General features: G+C 58.0%; 23 protein-coding genes. 10 read left to right on the top strand and 13 right to left on the bottom strand.

What is annotated here, in order from left to right; genetic code table 11:
• Nucleotides 1-49: 49 nt before the first annotated feature.
• On the top strand, nt 50-1,951 hold the full coding sequence (gene cobT, locus ACIQT8_RS07600) for a cobaltochelatase subunit CobT (RefSeq protein ID WP_400964617.1): 1,902 nt from the start codon (nt 50-52) through the stop codon (nt 1,949-1,951).
• Nucleotides 1,941-2,966: an esterase-like activity of phytase family protein gene (locus ACIQT8_RS07595; RefSeq protein WP_400964616.1), complete on the top strand. Its 1,026-nt coding sequence runs from the start codon at nt 1,941-1,943 to the stop codon at nt 2,964-2,966. The genes cobT and ACIQT8_RS07595 overlap by 11 nt, the downstream gene beginning before the upstream one ends.
• Nucleotides 2,967-3,005: 39 nt before the next feature.
• Here ACIQT8_RS07595 and ACIQT8_RS07590 read toward each other — a convergent pair whose 3' ends face one another.
• On the bottom strand, nt 3,006-3,641 hold the full coding sequence (locus ACIQT8_RS07590; RefSeq protein ID WP_138792119.1) for a queuosine precursor transporter: 636 nt from the start codon (nt 3,639-3,641) through the stop codon (nt 3,006-3,008).
• Nucleotides 3,642-3,809: 168 nt separating this feature from the next.
• Nucleotides 3,810-4,100: a 50S ribosomal protein L28 gene (gene rpmB, locus ACIQT8_RS07585; RefSeq protein WP_138792120.1), complete on the bottom strand. Its 291-nt coding sequence runs from the start codon at nt 4,098-4,100 to the stop codon at nt 3,810-3,812.
• A gap of 252 nt (nt 4,101-4,352) precedes the next feature.
• On the opposite strand from rpmB, the gene ACIQT8_RS07580 reads away from it, so the two are divergent.
• A complete protein-coding gene (locus tag ACIQT8_RS07580) occupies nt 4,353-5,126 on the top strand; it encodes a DUF3108 domain-containing protein (RefSeq protein ID WP_138792121.1) in 774 nt (257 codons plus the stop codon).
• Nucleotides 5,127-5,131: 5 nt separating this feature from the next.
• On the opposite strand, the gene ACIQT8_RS07575 is transcribed toward ACIQT8_RS07580, so the two are convergent.
• Together ACIQT8_RS07575 and gloB are read right to left on the bottom strand one after the other, a co-directional pair.
• Nucleotides 5,132-5,575: a cupin domain-containing protein gene (locus ACIQT8_RS07575; protein ID WP_400964615.1), complete on the bottom strand. Its 444-nt coding sequence runs from the start codon at nt 5,573-5,575 to the stop codon at nt 5,132-5,134.
• On the bottom strand, nt 5,572-6,345 hold the full coding sequence (gene gloB / locus ACIQT8_RS07570) for a hydroxyacylglutathione hydrolase (protein ID WP_400964614.1): 774 nt from the start codon (nt 6,343-6,345) through the stop codon (nt 5,572-5,574). The genes ACIQT8_RS07575 and gloB overlap by 4 nt, the downstream gene beginning before the upstream one ends.
• Before the next feature lie 107 nt (nt 6,346-6,452).
• Here gloB and ACIQT8_RS07565 point away from each other — a divergent pair, with 107 nt between their 5' ends.
• The 3 genes from ACIQT8_RS07565 to ACIQT8_RS07555 all read left to right on the top strand — a co-directional run bounded on the left by ACIQT8_RS07565 (nt 6,453) and on the right by ACIQT8_RS07555 (nt 9,334).
• Nucleotides 6,453-7,214: a class I SAM-dependent methyltransferase gene (locus tag ACIQT8_RS07565; protein ID WP_262527922.1), complete on the top strand. Its 762-nt coding sequence runs from the start codon at nt 6,453-6,455 to the stop codon at nt 7,212-7,214.
• Between the two features lie 84 nt (nt 7,215-7,298).
• Nucleotides 7,299-8,405, top strand: coding sequence for a histidinol-phosphate transaminase (gene hisC / locus ACIQT8_RS07560; protein ID WP_400964613.1), 1,107 nt, complete (start codon nt 7,299-7,301; stop codon nt 8,403-8,405).
• Nucleotides 8,405-9,334 carry a prephenate/arogenate dehydrogenase family protein gene (locus ACIQT8_RS07555; RefSeq protein ID WP_262527925.1) on the top strand — a complete coding sequence of 310 codons (930 nt, stop codon included), beginning with the start codon at nt 8,405-8,407 and terminating at the stop codon, nt 9,332-9,334. The genes hisC and ACIQT8_RS07555 overlap by 1 nt, the downstream gene beginning before the upstream one ends.
• 55 nt (nt 9,335-9,389) lie before the next feature.
• Here ACIQT8_RS07555 and ACIQT8_RS07550 read toward each other — a convergent pair whose 3' ends face one another.
• The gene (locus ACIQT8_RS07550; protein ID WP_400964612.1) at nt 9,390-10,391 is read right to left on the bottom strand and encodes a DUF2125 domain-containing protein; all 1,002 of its coding nucleotides are present in this window, start codon (nt 10,389-10,391) and stop codon (nt 9,390-9,392) included.
• Between the two features lie 49 nt (nt 10,392-10,440).
• Here ACIQT8_RS07550 and ACIQT8_RS07545 point away from each other — a divergent pair, with 49 nt between their 5' ends.
• Nucleotides 10,441-10,977 carry a gamma-glutamylcyclotransferase gene (locus ACIQT8_RS07545; RefSeq protein ID WP_138792128.1) on the top strand — a complete coding sequence of 179 codons (537 nt, stop codon included), beginning with the start codon at nt 10,441-10,443 and terminating at the stop codon, nt 10,975-10,977.
• Here ACIQT8_RS07545 and ACIQT8_RS07540 read toward each other — a convergent pair.
• The 5 genes from ACIQT8_RS07540 to ACIQT8_RS07520 all read right to left on the bottom strand — a co-directional run bounded on the left by ACIQT8_RS07540 (nt 10,949) and on the right by ACIQT8_RS07520 (nt 14,561).
• Nucleotides 10,949-11,764 (bottom strand): lysophospholipid acyltransferase family protein, encoded by an 816-nt coding sequence (locus ACIQT8_RS07540; RefSeq protein ID WP_400964611.1) that lies wholly within the window; start codon nt 11,762-11,764, stop codon nt 10,949-10,951. The genes ACIQT8_RS07545 and ACIQT8_RS07540 overlap by 29 nt on opposite strands.
• Before the next feature lie 116 nt (nt 11,765-11,880).
• The gene (locus tag ACIQT8_RS07535) at nt 11,881-12,612 is read right to left on the bottom strand and encodes a YdcF family protein (RefSeq protein ID WP_138792130.1); all 732 of its coding nucleotides are present in this window, start codon (nt 12,610-12,612) and stop codon (nt 11,881-11,883) included.
• Nucleotides 12,613-12,709: 97 nt separating this feature from the next.
• On the bottom strand, nt 12,710-13,717 hold the full coding sequence (locus ACIQT8_RS07530; RefSeq protein WP_138792271.1) for an ABC transporter permease: 1,008 nt from the start codon (nt 13,715-13,717) through the stop codon (nt 12,710-12,712).
• Nucleotides 13,710-14,369 carry a cell division ATP-binding protein FtsE gene (gene ftsE, locus ACIQT8_RS07525; RefSeq protein WP_138792131.1) on the bottom strand — a complete coding sequence of 220 codons (660 nt, stop codon included), beginning with the start codon at nt 14,367-14,369 and terminating at the stop codon, nt 13,710-13,712. The genes ACIQT8_RS07530 and ftsE overlap by 8 nt, the downstream gene beginning before the upstream one ends.
• 45 nt (nt 14,370-14,414) lie before the next feature.
• Nucleotides 14,415-14,561 carry a hypothetical protein gene (locus tag ACIQT8_RS07520; protein WP_262527931.1) on the bottom strand — a complete coding sequence of 49 codons (147 nt, stop codon included), beginning with the start codon at nt 14,559-14,561 and terminating at the stop codon, nt 14,415-14,417.
• 4 nt (nt 14,562-14,565) lie between these two features.
• Here ACIQT8_RS07520 and ACIQT8_RS07515 point away from each other — a divergent pair, with 4 nt between their 5' ends.
• From ACIQT8_RS07515 to ACIQT8_RS07505, 3 genes are all read left to right on the top strand, one after another.
• Nucleotides 14,566-15,237, top strand: coding sequence for a DUF3426 domain-containing protein (locus ACIQT8_RS07515; protein ID WP_400964851.1), 672 nt, complete (start codon nt 14,566-14,568; stop codon nt 15,235-15,237).
• Between the two features lie 65 nt (nt 15,238-15,302).
• Complete coding sequence (gene hpt / locus ACIQT8_RS07510) at nt 15,303-15,845, top strand: hypoxanthine phosphoribosyltransferase (RefSeq protein WP_138792132.1); 543 nt, start codon at nt 15,303-15,305, stop codon at nt 15,843-15,845.
• A gap of 144 nt (nt 15,846-15,989) precedes the next feature.
• Nucleotides 15,990-16,349, top strand: a complete 360-nt coding sequence (locus tag ACIQT8_RS07505; RefSeq protein ID WP_138792133.1) for a response regulator — start codon at nt 15,990-15,992, stop codon at nt 16,347-16,349.
• 168 nt (nt 16,350-16,517) lie between these two features.
• On the opposite strand, the gene ACIQT8_RS07500 is transcribed toward ACIQT8_RS07505, so the two are convergent.
• From ACIQT8_RS07500 to ACIQT8_RS07490, 3 genes are all read right to left on the bottom strand, one after another.
• Nucleotides 16,518-19,211, bottom strand: a complete 2,694-nt coding sequence (locus ACIQT8_RS07500) for a TIGR02302 family protein (RefSeq protein ID WP_400964610.1) — start codon at nt 19,209-19,211, stop codon at nt 16,518-16,520.
• A gap of 165 nt (nt 19,212-19,376) precedes the next feature.
• Entirely contained in the window at nt 19,377-20,645 is a 1,269-nt protein-coding gene (gene lysA, locus ACIQT8_RS07495) for a diaminopimelate decarboxylase (protein WP_138792135.1), read from the bottom strand.
• 13 nt (nt 20,646-20,658) lie between these two features.
• Nucleotides 20,659-20,862, bottom strand: coding sequence for a hypothetical protein (locus tag ACIQT8_RS07490; RefSeq protein WP_138792136.1), 204 nt, complete (start codon nt 20,860-20,862; stop codon nt 20,659-20,661).
• Nucleotides 20,863-20,900: the final 38 nt, after the last annotated feature.

The raw sequence follows: 20,900 nt of genomic DNA, 5'->3' as shown, positions 1-20,900 counted from the left end.
GCATCTCCGATGGGCGGCTCGAGGACGTCTAGAATCGACAGGAAAGACAATGGCAGGGCGCGGCGACAATTCCAGAGCGAAACCGGGTACGGCGATCGATACGGAGCCGCTACGCCAGGCGATTGCCGGCTGCGTACGATCCGTTGCAGGCGATTCCGAGGTCGAGGTTGTATTTGCAAACGAGCGACCCGGTCTTGCTGGCGAGCGTATGCGTTTGCCGGAAATTTCCAAGAAGCCGACCGCGCAGGAAATCGCCATCACGCGTGGACTGGGCGATTCCATGGCGCTACGCCTTGCCTGCCATGACAGCGATGTGCATGCGACCATGTCTCCGCAGGGAACCGATGCCCGGCTGATCTTCGATGCAGTGGAGCAGGCGCGCGTTGAATCAATCGGTGCTTTGCGCATGCCCGGTATGGCTTCCAACATTCGCGCCATGAACACCGAGAAATATGCCAAGGCGAATTTTTCGGACATCAGCACACAGAACGATGCGCCAATTGCCGAGGCGGTGGCGATGCTCGTGCGCGAAAAGCTGACCGGCGAAAAGCCGCCTGCAAGCGCCGGCAAGGTTCTCGACCTTTGGCGGGAGTTCATTGAGGACAAGGCGGCCGGCGATCTCGACGATCTGTCAAATGTCATCAGCGACCAGAAAGCGTTCTCGAAGCTTGTTCGCAAGATGCTGACGTCCATGCAGATGGCAGAGGATTTCGGCGACGACGACAACGAGCCGGAAAGCCAGGAGGCCGATTCAGACGAGGATCAACCGCGGACCAACGAGACCGAAGAAGAACAGGTCGAGGAGGAAGCCGGTTCCGATGCGACGCCCGCCGATGAGAACGAAGCCTCGCAAGAGGAAATGGAAGAAGGCGAGATGGACGGCGCCGAGATGTCGGACGAGGAAATGTCCGACGATCTCGAAGAGGATTCCGAGACACCAGGTGAAACACGCCGACCCAACAGCCCGTTTGACGATTTCAACGAGAAGGTCGACTACCGCATCTTCACGCAGGAGTTCGACGAGGAAATTCATGCCGAGGAACTTTGCGATGAGGCGGAACTCGACCGTCTGCGCGCCTTCCTCGACAAGCAGCTTGCCCATCTCCAGGGCGCCGTCGGACGTCTTGCAAACCGTCTCCAGCGCCGCCTGATGGCGCAGCAGAACCGCTCTTGGGATTTCGATCTGGAAGAGGGCTACCTCGATCCGGCGCGTCTCGTGCGTCTTATCATCGACCCCATGCAGCCGCTGTCCTTTAAGAAGGAACGCGACACCAAGTTCCGCGATACGGTCGTATCGCTCGTCATCGACAATTCTGGTTCGATGCGTGGCCGCCCGATCACCGTTGCCGCGACGTGCGCCGACATTCTGGCGCGTACACTGGAGCGCTCGGGCGTCAAGGTGGAGATTCTTGGCTTCACCACCAAGGCATGGAAGGGTGGTCAATCGCGCGAGCAGTGGCTGGCCAACAGCAAGCCTGCTTCCCCGGGACGCCTCAACGATTTGCGCCACATCATCTACAAGTCCGCAGATGCGCCATGGCGCCGCGCTCGTCGCAATCTTGGCCTGATGATGCGCGAGGGCCTGCTGAAAGAAAACATCGATGGTGAAGCGCTGATGTGGGCGCACAACCGCCTGATTGGCCGTCCTGAGCAGCGCAAGATCATGATGATGATTTCGGACGGTGCGCCAGTCGACGACTCCACGCTCTCGGTCAATCCGGGCAACTACCTTGAACGGCACCTGCGGGCTGTGATCGAGCAGATCGAAACACGGTCGCCTGTCGAACTGCTGGCTATTGGTATCGGCCATGACGTGACCCGTTATTATCGTCGCGCTGTTACCATCGTGGATGCCGATGAACTGGCCGGTGCGATGACCGAACAGCTCGCCGCGCTGTTTGAGGACACCAATTCGTCCGCCGCGCCGCGCCGGGTTCGCCGTGCAGGATAAGCGGGGCAGGGGTTACTCGGCTCGCAATTGTCTGGCAGCGGTGGTTTTTTTCACTGCGACGTCATTGGTTCCAGCACCCATCGGTGCATCGACAATCGATGTGCCGGTCGCATCGCGCTTGCTTGCCAATTTCGAAGTCGGGACCAGTGCCAGCCGGTTTGGCAAGCTGGAGTTCGTCGGCGGACTGGTGATGAGCTCTCCCGAAAAGCTTTTCGGTGCTATATCAAGCATTCGTTTTCGCCCGGACGGTGAAAATTTCGTGGCAGTGCTGGATACCGGGCACTGGTTGACCGGCAAGATCACGCGCGGTGATCGTGGTGCGCTCTCCGGCGTTTCCGACGTTCGCATAGCACCAATGCTGGACATAAGCGGGCGCGAACCTACCCGGAAAATGGATGTCGACGCGGAGGGTCTGGCGCTTCGTGGCGACCAGGTTTTCGTCAGCTATGAGCAGCGACATCGGATTGATATCTTCCCAGATCCAGGTTTTGAGAGCTCCAAACCCATAGGGCGGTTGCCGCATCTCATTCCCAACAACGAACTGCGCTCGAATGGTGGCATGGAAGCTCTGGCGGTTTCGCCGGTCGATTCTCTGCTGAAGGGCGCGATGGTGGTTGTTGCCGAGAAGAGTATAGACGCCGATGGAAACCTGCTTGCGGCCGTCCTGGAAGGCCCTCTGAAGGGTTCCTTTGCTGTCGCCCATCATCCGTCCTTCGACGTAACCGACGGCGCCTTCCTGCCCAATGGTGACCTTTTACTTCTGGAGCGGCGGTTCAATTTTGCCGAAGGCGTCGGTATGCGCATCCGCCTTATCCGAGCAGAGGATATCAAGCCAGGAGCTGTCGTCGATGGAGAGATCCTTCTCGAAGCTGGCATGGTTTACCAGATCGACAATATGGAAGGCATGGACGTGGTAAAAGGCCCTGATGGCTCGACACGTCTCATCATCGTCTCCGACGACAATCATTCCTTCCTCCAGCGCAATCTGATGCTGGAGTTCAAACTGGTTGAATGAAAAAAAGCCCGCTTTCGCGGGCTTTTATCAAATCCACAATCAGAGTGCTTTTGCCGGTGGCATTGGCTTCAATGTATTCATCAGCGCGCCATAGGGCAGCAGCATCACGAGACCAACAAGAACCTTCACAGAAAGATCGCCAAGCGCCCAGGAGATCCAGCGTGGTGCTTCCTGTGCGAAAATGCCGAGGATGGGAGCACTCTCGATCGCGAAGGCATCATTCGGACCAACGAAGGAGAAACTCGCCGCAAAGGCGATGGAGAAGAACAATGCGGTGTCCAGCACCGAACCGAGCATCGAACCAGCCAGCGGTGCATGCCACCAGCGCTGACGGCGCAGGCGATTGAAGACAGAGATATCGAGCAGCTGGCCGATCAGATAGGCCGTGCCTGAGGCGACGGCGATACGCGGAATCGAGGTCCAGAAGGAAAGCGTCACACCGACGACGAAGCCGGCAAGTACCACGCGCCGTGCAATCGACGGGCCGAACTGCCTGTTCGTCAGATCGGTCACAAGAAAAGCGATTGGATAGGTGAAGGCACCCCAGGTCAGCAGGTCTCCGAGGTTGACCCCGAAGAGCGATCCGGACAACGGGTACTGTACGAGAATATTGGATGCGACGACGACAAGCGTCATTAGAAGTACGTAAACAACCGTGTAGCGTAGGTAAGGCATTTTTTTATCCTGGGTGATGCCACCAGTTCGGGCTGCGGACTGAAAAAGGAGAACGGTGTTCTGTTCGTCCGATGCCAAAACAAAAAGCGTGGTGCTGAAACACACAAAAGGCCTGAGTGGCAAAAGCCATTCAAGCCTTCTGAATGTCGTTAAGAGTGAAGCCGCTTATTAAGCAGCTTCAGCCGTCTTCTTTGCGATCTGGCGACGCAGCAGACGAGCGCGCATCGACAGTTCGTTTTCGTCGGACTTCAGAAGGAAGGCATCGAGGCCGCCACGGTGTTCGACCGAGCGGAGAGCCGCTGCGGAAACACGCAGGCGGAAACGCTGGCTAAGAACATCGGAGATCAACGTGACTTGGCAGAGGTTCGGAAGGAACCGGCGCTTGGTCTTGTTGTTGGCGTGGCTGACGTTGTTGCCCGTCTGGACGCCCTTGCCGGTCAATTCGCATACACGGGACATGGGTACACCTATTTCGTTTCGTCTGTTTCACCACTCGGTCGCCACCGGCAAAACCCGGGTGGCAATCCAACTGGCCATGATTGGAAAGTTGCGGTTCTATAGTCAGGCACGCTTTAACAGTCAAGTCGCTCGCGAGCAAATGAACGGAAATTACGGCGTTTTCAACCGGCATCCGCTTTTTTCTTGCCACAACTCGGCGTATATCATCGCCCGACAAGGCCTTTTAAGGGGCCGCTTTTAGGGTGATATCCGATGTTTGCCAGAGGACAAAGGTTTTTCTTGGCTGCCGCGATGGCTTTTGCGGGTGTAGGCCCGTCTTTCGCTGCTGAAGCACGCCATACGAGTGAATACAGCATCAATCTGGGTATCCTGCCCATAGCGCGAGCCAGTTTTTCGACTCGCATGGACGGCCCCAATTATTCGATTTCCGGCTCATTCAGTGCTGCCGGGCTGGCAAGCGTCCTCAAGGACATTTCCGGCAAGACGACTGTCTCGGGTGCCAAACGTGGAAACCGGCTGCAGGCTAACGCCTATTCGCTGGTCTACAAGGATGGCAAACGCGTCCGAACCTATGATGTCGTCTATCGCAATGGCAATGTGACCTCGACGACCGTCAAGCCGGAGCCAAAAGCCAGGCCAGACAACTGGGTTGAGGTGAAAGATCGCGACCTGCGATCGGTACTCGACCCTATCTCGGGTCTCATCATCCCCGCCGGTGGAAGAATTTGCCCGACTCGCCTGCCGATCTATGATGGTGAGTCGCGTCTGGATCTGGTCCTGAGTTCGAGTGGCACCAAGCCCTTCAAGACGCAGGGCTTCAGCGGTGATGCAGTCGTGTGCAAGGCGCGCTACGTGCCGCGTTCCGGATACCGGCAGGGGCGGAAGGACATCGAGTATCTGAAATCGATCTCGATGGAGATATGGTTTGCCAAATCCGACGCAATGGATGTGTACGCACCGGTCTATGCGGTCATCCCGACTCGGGTGGGCCAGGTCTACATCACTGCGACGAAATATGGCGGCTGACGGGTCTAGAGCGCATCGCCCGGCGTCCAGCCGGGCTCTGCCATAATGAAACTCGAAAAAGCAAAGCCTGGCGATACGGTGCAGCCGACGAGAGTGAAATCTCCAAGGCTTTCGGCGGATTGCCAGCAATTCGCCGGAACGATCACCTGCGGTCGCTCTCCCGCCAATATCGCCGGGCCAAGCGTGAAAGTCTGGACTTCCCTGCCGTCTTGCGAGAGGTGCAGGGAAATCGGTGCACCGGCGTAATAATGCCAGACTTCCGCAGCATCAGTCACGCGGTGCCAGTGCGACCGTTGCCCTTTCTCAAGAAGATAATAGATCGCTGTCGAATGGCCGCGCTCTCCACCCGCCTTGTCGCGGAAGGTCTGGTGGTAGAACCCGCCCTCGGGGTGTGGTTCCAGTCCAAGCTCGCGGATAATCGCTTCCACAGAAAGCTCTGCCTTGCTCATTGGAAGTTATCCTTGCGGGCACGAATTTCTGCGAAGACCTCTGCGTCCGTTGCATCCGCAAGGCCAAGCTGCGCACGGATCTTTCCGTCCGCTACCCGCATGTAGGGGTTGGTCTGTTTTTCCAGGCCAATAGTGGTCGGAATGGTGAATTCGTTTTCCTTGCGCAGGACGTCAACGTGCGCAGCACGCGTCTGCAGTTCCACGTTGTCCGGATCAATTGTCAGCGCGAACCGGGCGTTCGACAGAGTGTATTCGTGGCCGAAATAAACCCTGGTGTCGTCGGGCAGAGCCATGAGCTTCTGGAAGGAGTGCCACATATCGGTAGCCGGACGTTCGAACAGCCGGCCGCAGCCCATGGCAAACAGTGTGTCTGCAGCAAACAGTAGCCCGTCGTCAGGCAGGTAATAACAGATATGACCCGCGGTATGACCAGGCGTTGCGATAACCTGAACGCGGCGGCCTGCAAATTCGAACTCGTCACCATCCGCCTGCGAACGATCGAGGCCGGGAATCGCCACAGCTTCATCGTAGGGGCCGTGGATTTCGCAATGGTAGCGCTCCTTCAGCGCCAGATTGGCTTCGACATGGTCCTGGTGATGATGCGTGGTGAAGATGTGGGTCAGTTTCCAGCCGTGTCCTTCGAGCGCCCGGAGGATAGGGCCTTCTTCCGGGGCATCGATGGCGGCAGTTGCGCCGGTCTCGGGATCGTGCAGCAGAACCCCAAAATTGTCGCTGCGGCAAAGAAAGACGTCTATTTCCAAAGGTTTCATCGTGTCCTCTCCATTTGCCGGGGCCAACCCGGCGCAATCGTCCGCCTGACGTTCAATGTAAGGATAGCCGCCTTGAAGTCCAACCGTCTGATGCTACATTCTCGCGCATGAATACCGATATTGTCGATCTGCGCGAATTCTATCACTCTCCGCTTGGCCGGTCGGCGGAGCAGGCGATCACCATGGCGCTATCGACGCTCTGGCCACCCTTGCCGGATGAGCGACTGGTAGGGCTCGGCTACGCGGTGCCATTTCTCGACCGTTTTCGCCGTGACACGGAGCGTACCTTTGCCTTCATGCCCGCAGGGCAGGGGGCGGTGAATTGGCCGGCCGGAGAGCTTTCTTCAACGGCGCTGATTTTCGACGAGGAGCTTCCGCTGCCCGATTCGTCGATCGATCGCGTGTTGATGGTCCATTCGCTTGAGTTTGCCGAAAACCCGCGCGAAAGCCTCAAGGAGCTCTGGCGCGTGCTGGCGCCTGGTGGGCGTCTGGTTATCGTTGTGCCGAACCGGCGCGGTGTGTGGGCGCGGATGGAGCACACGCCTTTCGGGTCTGGCCGCCCTTATTCACGCAGCCAGTTGACCGCGCTCTTGCGTGAAACCAATTTTACGCCGGGTGCGACAGCGGAAGCGTTGTTCTTTCCGCCAACGACAAGCCGACCTGTTCTGAAATTCAGGCGTTATCTAGAGCACACGGGGCGCAGGCTCTGGCCGCTGTTTTCCGGTGTCATCATAGTCGAAGCCCAGAAGCGGCTTTATCAGGGGCTGCCTGTTACACAGCGGGCATCACGTCGGGTTTTTGTGCCTGTTCTCGCGCCGCAAGGGGTTCCTACCACGAGATCCGGTCTCGATACGCGAAACCGGCGCTGACCCTCGACAAAACGACCATTCCGGTCTAATGCCTGCGGCATTGTTTTTGCCGGATTTCCCGGCGTTATTCCGAAGGTCGATCAAATGAGTGCAGAGCTTAGCCAACCTGTTCCGCGTCCAGGTATCCTGGATATCGCCGCGTATGTTCCGGGCAAGGAGCATGTCGACGGCGTCGCAAAGGTTTACAAGCTCTCCTCCAACGAAACACCGCTTGGTCCAAGCCCGAAGGCCATCGAGGCATTCGGCACTGCCGCCAGCCATCTGGAAATCTATCCCGACGGCCAGGCCATTGCGCTGCGCCAGGCGATTGCCGACGTTCATGGCCTTAACATTGCGAACATCCTGTGCGGCAATGGTTCGGACGAGTTGCTTGGCCTGCTCTGCCATGTCTATCTCGGAGCGGGTGACGAGGCGATCATCACAGAGCACGGTTTTCTCGTCTACAAGATCCAGATCATGGGCGCCGGTGCGACACCCGTCACCGTGAAGGAGAAGGATTGCACCGTTGATGTGGATGCGATCCTCGCCGCTGTGACGGCGAAGACGAAGATGGTATTCATTGCCAATCCCGGCAATCCGACGGGCACCTATGTTCCAGTTGCGGAAATCCGCCGTCTGCAGTCTTCGTTGCCGAAGAACGTTCTTCTGGTGCTGGATGCGGCCTATGCGGAATACGTGCGCAAGAACGATTACGAGGCTGGTCTTGAACTTGTGTCGGGTAACCGTAACGTCGTAATGACCCGGACCTTCTCCAAGGTATATGGCCTTGCAGCACTGCGCGTCGGCTGGATGTATGGCCCGGCCGAAATTATCGATGCGCTGAACCGCGTTCGTGGCCCCTTCAACATGAGCGCACCTGCCATTGCTGCCGGTGCCGCAGCGATCCGCGATCAGGCTTTCGTTGAAAAGGCTGTGTCCCACAACGCCGTCTGGCAGGAAAAGCTTACGACGACATTTGCCGGCCTCGGTCTGACGGTCACGCCATCGGTGACGAATTTCATCCTTATCCACTTCCCGGAGCAGGATGGTAAACGTGCGTCTGACGCCGATGAGTTCCTCAGCCGGCGCGGTTACATCCTGCGTGCGGTCCGGGGCTACGGCTTCCCGAATGCGCTGCGCATGACAATCGGCTCGGAAGAGGCCAACCTCGGCGTTATCGCCGCCCTGACCGAGTTCATGGGACGGTCGTGATGGGCGAAGTGTTGTTTGAACGCATTGCGCTGATCGGCATTGGCCTCATCGGCTCGTCGATCGCGCGCGATGTCAAGGAGCTTGGGCTCGCACGGCATGTGGTCATTTCGACCCGCAGCGAAGACACGTTAAAACGGGCGGAAGAACTCGAACTCGGTACCGAATACACCGTGTCGGCGGCGAAGGCCGTGGAAGACGCTGATCTCATCATCGTTTCCGTCCCGGTCGGTGCGTCGGAGAGCGTCGCAAAACAGATCGCTCCGCATCTCAAACCCGGCGCCATTGTGACCGATGTCGGTTCAACCAAGGCATCGGTCATCGCACAGATGGCGCCGCATATGCCGGACAATGTGCACTTCATTCCGGGTCACCCGCTGGCGGGTACGGAAAAGTCAGGCCCCGATGCCGGCTTCGCGGGTCTTTTCCGTGAGCGCTGGTGCATTTTCACGCCTTTGCCTGGTACAGACGAGCATGCACTGGAGAAGCTGAAGGGCTTCTGGCAGGCGCTGGGTTCTCGTGTGGACGAAATGGATGCGGAACACCACGACAAGGTGCTGGCGATAGTTTCGCACCTGCCGCACATCATCGCGTACAATATTGTCGGTACGGCAGATGATCTGGAGACGGTAACGGAATCGGAAGTCATCAAGTATTCCGCGTCAGGTTTTCGTGATTTCACCCGTCTGGCAGCTTCCGATCCAACCATGTGGCGCGACGTATGCCTGCACAACAAGGATGCCATCCTGGAAATGCTGGCGCGGTTTTCCGAAGATCTTGCCTATTTGCAGCGAGCGATTCGTTGGGGTGAGGGCGACAAGCTGTTCGAACTCTTCACGCGCACCCGCACCATCCGCCGCTCGATCATTCAGGCAGGTCAGGATGTGGATGCGCCAGACTTCGGCCGTCACGCGCTCGATCAAAAAAAATAAGATGGTGTTGTCACTTTAGAAAAATGGCCGGGTTGACCGGCCATTTTCATTTCCATCAGATTGGCGGAATTTTCCCGAGCGGAATGAAGCCGCTGATCGTTGCGCGGCCGCGATCCACCACGACATCAACGGACGCCCTGTCTCCGCCACCTGCCAGCGCACCGAGCAGTTTGCGGGCGGTGTCGATGGTTGACTGCAGTTGCGGAAACGCCTGCTTGGCATTGTCCGACCATGCGCCAAGCTTTTCGATTTCCACCTTGAATTGGCCGGAGAGATAACCTTCATTGTCGAAGGAGAAGGGACCGCTGATGCGCATGGTGCGGCCTTCACCGATGTCTGCCAACACGCGACGCAATTCACCGCTCGCACCGTAGAGCCCTGTCTTGTCGCTACCGTCGATCATGCCCGCCTTGCCGGCAAGCGTTACATCGGCGATTGCTGACAGGCGTGGCAGAATTTGGGGCCAATCCTTGATGACTGTCGCTGCGTCGGTGACGGTAATGGCGCCATCCAGATCGGCGCCATTCTGGCGCAGATGCATCTCGGTTTTTGCAGCATCGAAATCGATTGTCTGGCCGGTCACTGAGGACACGGCATTGGCCTTGAGGCCGTCGATCACCAGCGATGTGCGGTCGATACCCTTCAGTTTGGTTGTCAGGCTCGACTGCAGGTTCTGCCATTCGGCGGAAACCGTCAGACCATGGCCGGTGCGAATCTCTGCGGGCGAATCGAGTTCCCAGACAATATGGCCAGGATCATAGACCTGGGCCGCCGAGCGAAGCTGGCCAAACGATGCCGAAACGCCGTTCTCCTTGTCGTCCACGTTGACCTTGGAGCAGAAGAGCCCGATCCGAAAGGGATAACCGCGGAAAGTAATGTCGCCGCATTCGCCACTGACGCTGGCGGCTTCTGTGGGCGCGATCGCGTTCAGGACGGTCTCTTTCAGCTTGTTCGCGGCGTAAAACCACCCTGCCGTATAGAGCCCGATCGCCACTACGATCGCGAGACCAAGCCAAAGGATTTTTCTGGCTGTGCCGGATTGGCTTGACGCTGCCATATTGATCTCCGATGAATCGACTTCAGATAATTTCGATTTGGCGTGGGATATGGACGATTTTTGGGTCTTTGGCTACGGTTCGTTGATGTGGAACCCGGGCTTTGCTTTTGAGGAGAGGCAGCAGGCGCGTCTGCACGGTTACCGTCGCTCTTTGTGCATATGGTCGAGCGTCTATCGCGGTACGGAGGAAAAGCCCGGTCTTGTGCTTGGCCTTGAGCGCGGCGGCTCCTGTCTTGGAGTGGCTTTCCGGGTCAAAGGTGCCGAGTACGAGCCTGTGATGGCGTACCTGCGTGAGCGGGAACTCGTCACAAATGTCTACAAGGAGCGGGTGGTCAGTATTGCCATGGTAGACGGGCGGCGCAGTAGCGCCGTAACCTATGTGGCAGACCCCGCGCATGACCAATATGTCGGTGGGCTCGCCGCGCCCGATGCGGCAGCGATTGTCGCCACTGCCGCTGGCCGTTCAGGCCCCAATACCGATTATGTTTTCAACACCATCCAGCATTTGCAGGATATGGGTATTCGCGACACCACGCTGGAAAACATAGCAGCCCGGGTTAGCGGATTGGCTGTTCAACCGGCTTAGGCGTTTCTGCGCCCTGAAGCTCAGCGATGCGCTGGACTGCAGTGGGTGGCAATGGCAGGCTCGGGTTGTTTCGCGCCGTCTCCAGAAGCAGTTCGTCGCTTGCCCTCTCCGTGACCTCGATCAGGTGCTTGAAAAACACATCCGGATCAAGGCCAGGCTGGATGGGCGGCAGGATCTTTACCTTGAAGTGGCCGGGGTAACGCATGGTTGAACGGCGCGGCCAGAAAAGGCCCGGATGCATGGCAACCGGGATGACTGGAACGTTGAGATCGCGATAGAGGCGGGCAATGCCATAACGATATTCGGGTGGTGCGCCCGGCGGTCGGCGGGTGCCTTCCGGGTAAATGATCAACTCACGTCCTGCGGCCATCTCTTCCTTGGCGCGCTCCATGACTTTCATCATGACCTTGCCGCGTGCAGCGCGGTTCACCGGGATCATGCGCTGCTTCATCGCGTACCAGCCAAATAGCGGTATCCAGAGCAGTTCACGCTTGAGGATATAGACCGGATCAGGAAGGTTGGGCAGAAGCGCGTAGGTGTCCCAAAAGGACTGATGTTTTGGCGCGAAGATACAGCCGGTTTCCGGAATGTGTTCCAGCCCTTCGATTTCGAAGGTCGTGCCCACGATGGTCCTCATCAGCCAGTGGTTGGAGCGTGCCCAGTTCTTGGGGATTTCAAAAGCAATCTTGCGCGGCAACAGAAAATAGATCGGCGTCAGCACGATCATGCGCACGATAAGATTGAGATAGAACAGCGTATTGAAAAGAAACGAGCGCAGCTTGAGCATCAACAGACTTCCCTGGGCGCAACCGCTCCAGGAAATGTCTGGCCTGGATACTGGGTGCCTACGTGCGAACGCCTACACGAAAAAGAGGCCTTGCAGCAAGGCGTTTGTCCGATCCGTCAGGGCGTGACGCTGCCTGTGTGGATAGGGGCATGATCGCCAGCGAGCTTGCGCAGCCCATCGCCCTTGCCGATGCCCGTCAGATCGCGACCTGCCGCGGCGACGAATTTCATATATTCATAGAGCATGGTTCTCACCACGTCTGGCTCCACGAACCAGTTGGTGCGGGCAAGATCAGAGCTGATGACCGGGTAGGAGATGAATTCCGTTTGCGGGCTTGCACTACGCAACTCATGCAGGCTGCGGTGCATATGGTAGTTGTTGGTGACGACAACGACCGAGGCGTAACCGTGGTCGCGTATCCAGCTTGACGCCTCGTTGGCGTTGCCGATTGTGTCGATCGCCTTGTAACCCATATCCACGCAGCAAGTGAAAAGATCGGGAGACCCTTGCGTCATCCTGCGGATTTGCGCACGTGTCGTTGCCGGATTGACCCCGGAGATCAGCAACCGCTTGCCAACGCCGTCACGCAGCAGGCCGACGGCCTGCTCGATACGCTGGTAGCCCCCGGTCAGCACGATGATTGCATCCGCTTTGGCGGACGCTGGCGGGCGCATGGACGCCACGGAATCGGCAAACCAGAGAAAACCGCCGAAAAGCGCGCCAAAGGCAATCACGCACAGCAATATGATGACCCGGACAAAACGACGCAAAGGTCCACGCCGCGACAGCAGGTTGTTTCCTGCCCGATGCATGGTCGATGGGTCCTGGTCTGTCCGACTCACAAACATTCCTCATGAATACTCGCCGATTAAGGCAAGGAACAGGCATTTCTAGCCTTGGACGTATAAACGGCTTTGGGCGATATTCGTTCGTCCGAAGCGCTCTTCAGGAGGTCAATCCGTCGCTTTTCGACGGGTCGGAACGGACCCGGTCGATATCGTCTATGGTGCGAATGACGGTGATGCGTGCGGTGAGAGTCGTCAGAAGCGCAATGACCATCATGGTGGCGGCAATGCCGAGGTATCCCCCCAGGCCAACAGAGAACGATCCGAAAAGGGCGCTCGCCTGGTCGCTCTGTGGCGTTGCGACCGTGCTGGACTGCCAAAAGCCTGCGGCCAGAAAGACGAGTGCTGCAAGTGCACTGCCTGCCGCCGATCCCTTCAGGCTGATCTTGAGGAAGTGCTTCTGGAATTCTCGCGCCACGAAGCTGCTCTCGGCGCCAACGAAATGGAGCACCTCGACGATATGCCTGTTGCCGGAGAGTGCACCGCGCGTGGCAAACACCACGGTCAGAACCATGGCGGTGAACACAAGTATCAACACGCCAAGGCCAATGCCGACGGTCGTGCGCGCCATCGAGACCAGTCGGTCGACCCAGGTTCGGTGATCGTCCAGAAAGGCCTGAGGGATTTCCGTTTTCAGCATGTCGCGCATGGCCTGGAAATCGGGCGGGTTGTTCTCATCGATTGTGATGACGACGAGACGTGGAACTGGAAGCTCCGACAGGTTCAGACCCGAACCAAGCCAGGGTTCCAGAAGACGCGATGTCGCGGCGTCATCGAGGATTGTTCCTTCGCGTGTGCCAACGAAGGTCAGCGCCAGATTGCGAGCCTTATTCAGCGCTGCATTCATATCCAGGCCGTCCTCCGGCTTGATCTGAATGGTGATCTCACGGGAAATCTGGCTCTGCCACGTCGCAGCCGTGGCCCGCACCATGGACACTGCACCAAGCGTCAGACAGGCAAGAAAAGCCATGATGGCGATGACGACCATCAATGCGTTGCCCTGGATGTTGGAGGGCGGCAGAATCGGCGCCATGGGGCGAATCCGCATCGGCGGTCGCTTCGGTGCGCCGGCTTCGGGTTTCAGCGGGGTGGGGTTCATCTCATTCATAGATGTCGAGCCGCCCTTCTGTAAGAATCATCCGGCGTGCGTTGATCTGGTCCATCAGGCCGAAATCATGGGTGGCGATGACAACTGCCGTCCCCAGCCGGTTGAGCTCAAGGAACAGGTTGAGCAGGCGTTTGGCCATCGGTGGGTCGACGTTGCCCGTCGGTTCGTCCGCAAGCAGAATCTCCGGCTGGTCCATCAGGGCACGGGCGATCGCGGCACGCTGTTTCTCGCCGCCGGACAGGATGGCGGGAAGCACATTGATGCGTTCACCGAGACCCACCCATTTCAGAAGTTCGATAACGTCATTGCGATAGGCGCTTTCTTCCTTGCCACGCACCCGCAATGGCAATGCCACGTTCTCGTAGGTCGTCAGATGGTCGAGGAGACGGAAATCCTGAAAGACAATGCCGACGCGGCGGCGAAGCATTGGCAATTCGTTGCGGGGGATGCGTGAAACATCGCGATTGAACATGCGGATGTTGCCGCGTGTCGGCTGGAGCGAAAGAAGAAGCAGGCGCAGAAGCGTTGTCTTGCCGGCACCGGACGGACCGGTCAGGAACTGGAACGACCCCTTGGGAATGTCGAACGTCATGTCTCTCAGGATCTCGGGACCCATTCCATAGCGTAACCCGACATTTTCGAAATGGATCAACGGACTTCCAGTCTCTTTGTTTCGTGATCTTTCGCCAGCATTGAATCACCCCTCCGGCTGCAGCCGTTTAACCGTATCGGCGAGCCCGGGCGAAGCATTTTTGCGAAGCATTAACCATTTAAATTTAAAACTTGGCAGGATTCGTTTCAATGCCCGTTTTTCAGGGCGGAAAACCTGACCAGGGGATTCCATGGGTATGTTCCGTTCATCGCGCCGCCAAGCGGCATTCGACTTCGACCTCCTGATGCCTGAAACGCCGGCACGGTCTGCATCGCGCCAGACCAGAGCCAAGCCTGAGGTGGTAGATGCGGAATTTGTCACCATCAAGGAGACGCGCGGTCGCACGCATGGAAACGACAATCGTGGTACAAAGGCTCGTCGGGTCGCAGCGCGGCAGGTATCGGCTGCCGCTGTGATATTTGCCTTTGTCGGCTGGATTGATCGGAAATTGTCGCGTCTCTCTGTGGATGCCTACTCGGCGCTCGTGGCAACCCTCGCGATCCTGGTCTTTATCGGTGCCGGTGGCCTTTCCATGATTGCGCCAGAGCAGTCCGCCGTTGCCGCACCCGTCAGCCCTCTGGCGATATCTCATGTCTCCGTGACACCGCAGGATGCCGGCGGTATGGAAATCCTGCTGATCAACGGTATCGTTGAAAACAACGGCCGGAACCTCGAAGCTGTGCCGGCGATCCGCGCTGATCTCTTCTCCGCCAAGGGGCAGCTTGTCGCCAGTATGGTCATTTCGCCGCCTGTTGAGGCGATCCAGGCGGCCAATAGTCATGGTTTTTCAGCAAAATTGCGCCATCCCGGTGGAAAAACGCCGCAGATCAAGCTTTCCTTCGTCGGGGCGGGTGCGTCCGACCGCTGACTGTGCTAACGGGTCTTGTCTTTTGACTGAACGGTAAAAGAGCAAGACGCAGCACAGGAGAAAGAATGCCCGTCGTCCGTGGAAAAAATATCGAGCCGCTTTACACCGCCGAGCAGATTGCCGAGCGCAATCGGGATATGGCGCAGCGCATCGCAAACGGCCCGACCAAGGACTTGCTGGTCATTGCTGTCCTGAAAGGCTCGTTCATCTTTGCAGCCGACCTTATCCGTTCTTTGCATGACAGCGGTCTTGCGCCGGAAGTCGAGTTCATCACGCTTTCGAGCTATGGCGCCGGTACGGTTTCCCAAGGCGTAAGGATCGTTAAGGATATCGACAGCGACGTGAAGGATCGTGATGTTCTGCTGATCGACGATATTCTCGAATCCGGCCGAACGCTGCGTTTCGCCAAGGAACTGCTTTATGAACGTGGCGCACGCAATGTCACCATCGCTGTCCTGCTCGATAAGAAGGTCAAGCGCAAGGAAGACCTGGAGGCCGATTATGTCGGCTTCGAATGTCCTGATTACTTCGTTGTCGGTTACGGTATGGACGTGGCCTATGCCTTCCGGGAATTGCCGTTTGTCGGCGTCGTAACGGGCGATGCCTGACAGGCTCCGGCCTATCCTGTTGCGACACAGTTCGGAGACGCCTCGTTAACCATCCGCGGAGCGGAGGCCGAGGTGTTTACCTCTTGAAAAGATGAGCCTGCGATGTTGCTCCCGGCTGGAAATGACGCCCAGGAGCAATGGTTGATGGCAAAGATTCTGATTACCGAAGACGAGGATGCGCTGCGCTCGTTTGTTGCGCGCGCTCTACGTCTCGACGGTCACGAGACGTATGAAGCTGCCGATGGCGAGCAGGGGCTGGAAAAGCTCCAGGAGACGAATTTCGATCTTCTTCTTTCCGACATCCGCATGCCCGTCATGGACGGCATCGAACTGGCACACCGCGCCGCCGAACGCTTTCCAGGCATGCGTATCCTGCTGATGACGGGTTATGCCGAGCAGCGTGAACGCGCCGACGATCTGGCCGAGAAGATCGTTGACGTGGTTTCCAAACCTTTCGCCTTGCCTGATATCCGCAAGGCGGTTGCCAGAGCGCTGGCTGCCTGAAGGGTCAGGTCAAAATGTTCGCAAAGGGCGGCCGTCGGGCCGCCTTTTTTGTTGGGAGAGATTCCAAGACGGCGAACTCGGGCGTACGATGATGTTCGCGCCGTGGTGATACGACGGGGGTACTACGATACACACCCACAATCTGGCTGAGCCGGAAGGCTACATCCACTACTGGATATCCAGCAGTCGCTCCAGATAGCGGCGCTCGATTTCGCCGGGCGGGTTGTTGCCGAGCTTTTCGCGAATGGCTTCAAGAATTTCGCGGGCACGCTGAACGTCGATTTCATCAGGTACCTTTACCTGATCGCCAAAATCAGGGCCGTTGGTGGAGCGCGGGCGTCCAAGTGGATCGCGGCCATTCTGGCCACCTTGACCGGCCATGCCTTCCTGTCCCTGGCCGGGTTGCTGACCCTGCTGACGCATGGCCTGCATGATCTGTCCCATCATGTCCTGCGCGCCTTGACGCAGGGCGTTGAGCGCGTTGCCCTGTCCTTCGACAGCCTGTTCACCCTGGCTTTGCCCCAGGGCTTCACCGGCGCCCTGCATCTCCTGCTCTGCCTTGCCGAAATTCTCACCGGGCTCCATACCGAGGTCTCGCAATCCCTGCTGCAGTTCGCCAAGCTGTTTGCCAAGTGCATCCTGCTGCTGTCGAAGATTTTTCAATGCCTCGCGCAACTGTTCTGCTGTCATCTGGTCGCTGGGCTGCTGGCCACCCTGTTGCCCTTGTTGCCCCTGCTGTCCTTGCTGGCCCTGTTGTGGCTGCTGGCCATTTTCGCCCATCTGCTGGTCGTCGCCTTCGCCGTTCTGCTGGGGGTCGCCCCTTTGCATGCGGTCGCGCAGCGCCTGGTCCAGCTTGAACGTCTCATCCATCAGCTTTTGCTGCTGCTGCATGATGTCTCCGAGCTTGTCGATCTGCTGGCGCATCTTGCTGGTTTGCTGCTGGCCCTGTTGGCCGGGGCGCTGTGGTCTACCAGCCTGAAGGTTGTTCATCATGCGCTGCAACTGCGACAGCATTTCCTGCGCGGCATCGCGATTGCCTGAACGAGCGAGGTTTTCGATCTGGTTCATCATATTTTCCAGATCGCGCTGGCGAATCGTGTTCTGCGCCTGCTGATTCATGTTGGACTGCGGTGCATTCTGCATGCGCTGAGCAAACTCACTCATGAACTCTTGCATTGCCTCGCGCAGTTCCTGCATCAACTTGGCGATTTCCTCGTCCGGGGCGTTGCGCTGCAGCGCATCGGAAAGTGCATTCTGCGCATCGCGTAGGCGTCTTTCAGCTTGCGAGAGGTCGCCGTCTTCGATGCCCAGGGCAATTTCCCAGAGATAATCGGCCGTGTCTTTCAGCATCTCCTCGTTATAGGCAAGCCGCATGCGGGTCTGCGCCGACTGCAGCAACAGATAGTGTGTCGTATTGGGGATCGTTTCTTCCGGACGAAGGCCAACGGCCTCGTTAAAGGCGATTGCTTTCGGCATCTGGCGTGTGTCGAGCGAAAAGATCTGGCGTTGCTCAACAATGGATGCCGCCAAGGGTTCGGAGAAATTGCGCCCAGGCAGGATCATCTCATGCGCCGGGCTGCGGCCCGTTTGTCCCGCGCCATCGGTCGCAACGAGTGTGATGCGCACACGCTTGCCGGCCATCGGGTGTTCGGTCAGGTTACGGCTTGAAAGCCCTTTTAGGTCGCGATTATTCTGCCTCGGCAGGTCGAGCTTGAACTCTGGCGGTGGATAAAGTGGGGTTGCCCCTTCAGCCACGCCAATCGGTTCTATGAGGGCGTGAGCTTCTTTGAGTCCATAATCGTCCTTCGCCGTAAAACCCACTTCGAGCGCGCCATTAACGGCACGGCGCGGCATGTTGTCGAAGGCAATGGTTGGCGGCTGGTCGGAGATAACGTTGAAGACCCATTGCTCGCCATTGGCCGTAATCATGCCGCTTTCAGCGATGTCCATCGTGAAGGTGCGGGGCGCCAGTGGTTGACCCGGATTACGCACTGCCTGCGGCTGGTTTTCGGTGCCATTGGCCGAGCCCTGTGAGGTTTCGGGTGCGATTTTTTGCAACGCGCCTGCCGTGTCCGGCTCGAACGTGACTTCCTCACCGCCGTCGCCACCCGTCATGCGGATCGTCAGCCTGGAGGATTGCGGCACGGCAATGGAATCCCGATTGCCCGCATCGCGACCGGTCAGAAAGATTGGTGCACGGCTGGTATAAGATGGTGGCGTTACCCAGGCATCAAGGCGAATATCGGGGTCGATCGGCCCAGCGGCAGGCTGGCTGCGGAATGCGTCGGCAACGCTTCCTGCGCCATTCGAAAAGGAAAATCCGAAAGCAGCAGCGAGAAGCAATGCCGGAACCGCGCGCAAGGCCATGCGGTCATGGCGAGCAATATCTGGCTTGGGCAAACCAGCATCGAGCGCTGCGATGCGCTCGGCCATGCGATGCTGGTGTTCCTTCCACAGCGCTCGCGCCAGTGGCGTATCGAAGGCAGGTTCGTCATCCTGCACACCAACTGGCTGGTGAGCCAGGCCATTACGCTCTTCCAGAAGACGGGAGGCTTCGGTGTCTGTTGGCCATCGCAGCCGAATGATCGGCAAGAGCGTTGCCAGAAAGGCGAAGACAAGTACGAAAACGACGCCGAGACGCAGGATGTCTGGCATGTGCCGGAAAATGCCGAACCAGGCGAGAGCGAGAAAAGCAGCAGCAAGGGTAAACGGCCAAAGGATTCTGGGCGCCAAGCGCTCCGCGAACATCACCAGTTTGGCGAAAAACCGTTTTGTTGTGACCCGGCGCGCAAGATCGGGCCGGTTTTCGAAGGCGCCAGTGAGGCGCTTCCTGCCTTTGTTGTCTTGCCCGGCTGTGGTCATCAATCCGTTCTCCCGGTTCTGGCCACGTCACACGCCATTCCCGGAATGGCGAAATTGTTGCTACCCGAAAGCAAAGATAACATTCTTTATGGCGAAGACGAGGGCAAGCGGACGCTCGCCCCCATTTTTTAGGCAGTTTCGCTCAATTGTGATCGCAAGCTGAGATCAGTCCAGCCAATCGGGCACGGAGTCGAGTGCGATCAGCTCGTCATAGGTACCGCGGGGGCGGATGACATGGAACTTGTCACCCTTCACCAACACTTCCGGGATCAGCAGACGGGAATTGTAGGTTCCTGCCTGAACTGCGCCATAAGCGCCGGCCGAGCTGACAGCGATCAGATCGCCAGGCTGCGGTGCCGCCATCTCGCGGTCGAGCGCAAGATAGTCACCGGTTTCGCACACGGGCCCGACAATGTCAGCCTTGATCCGTGCTGTGTCGGCTGCCGGCTGCACCACAGGGCGGATGCCGTGATAAGCCTCGTAGAGTGTCGGGCGTATCAGATCGTTCATCGCGCCATCAACGATCACGAAGGTCTTTTCGCCACCGTCCTTCACATAGATCACTTCGGTTACCAGGATGCCGGCATTGCCGACGATCAGGCGTCCTGGCTCAGTCACGATCTTGCAGTTGAGGCTTTTCAGTTCGTTCTTGACGATGTTGGCATAAGCGTCCGGCAGCGGCGGAGGATTGTTGTCCTCACGATAGGGAATGCCGAGACCGCCACCGATATCGACATGACTGATCGTGTGGCCATCGCTACGCAATGTCTCAACCAGTTCGCGCAGAAGCCGGAAAGCATCTTCAAAGGGCTGAAGTTCGGTGATCTGGCTGCCGATATGCATATCGATGCCGGTGACATCGATGCCGGGCAGAGTTGCGGCGTGAGCGTAGACGGCACGGGCCCGCTCGTAGGAAATGCCGAACTTGTTTTCCTTTTTGCCGGTAGAAATCTTGGCGTGGGTGCGTGCGTCGACGTCCGGATTGATGCGGAAGGAAACATGCGCTTTCTGACCGGCTTTGATGGCACGCAGGTTCAGCACTTCGAGTTCCGGTTCGGACTCGATGTTGAAGCAGTAAATGCCTGCGGAAAGCGCATAGTCCATTTCGGCGACCGTCTTGCCGACGCCCGAGAACATGATGCGGTTTGCCGGAACGCCAGCCGCCAGTGCGCGGCGTAGTTCACCGCCGGACACTACGTCAATGCCGGCTCCAAGCTTCGCCAGCGTCTTCAGAACGGCCTGGTTGGAGTTGGCCTTCATGGCATAACAGACCATGGCGTCGACATCGGCGAAAGCCCCGGAAAACACCTTGTAGTGGCGTTCGAGCGTCGCGGTCGAATAGACGTAGAATGGTGTGCCGACCGCCTTGGCGATTTCCGGCACGGGCACGTTTTCGGCGTGCAACACGCCGTCGATGTAACCAAAATGATTCACGGTTATCTGTCCGTCAGAGAAGCTTGTCGAGAATGAATGGCCGTTCGGTTGCTGCCGGTTTCGTCTCTGTTCCGTCAGCGGCGCGCTTGTTACGCATTTCCACCGGTGTGCTCGGCGGATCGATTTCGCCTTTTCGGCCGCAAGCGGAAAGGGCGAGGCTGACGGCCAGCGTCATGCCAATGGGAACGATGAGATTACGCGCGTTTTTTGAAAGCATGGCCCGGTCCAAAGAAATATGTGCGTCTCTGATAACGA

The organism is Agrobacterium sp. NPDC090273 (assembly GCF_044772305.1).
GTDB lineage: Bacteria > Pseudomonadota > Alphaproteobacteria > Rhizobiales > Rhizobiaceae > Agrobacterium.
Note: the sequence above shows the minus strand (reverse complement) of the source record. Positions and strands in the feature narration are given on the sequence as shown.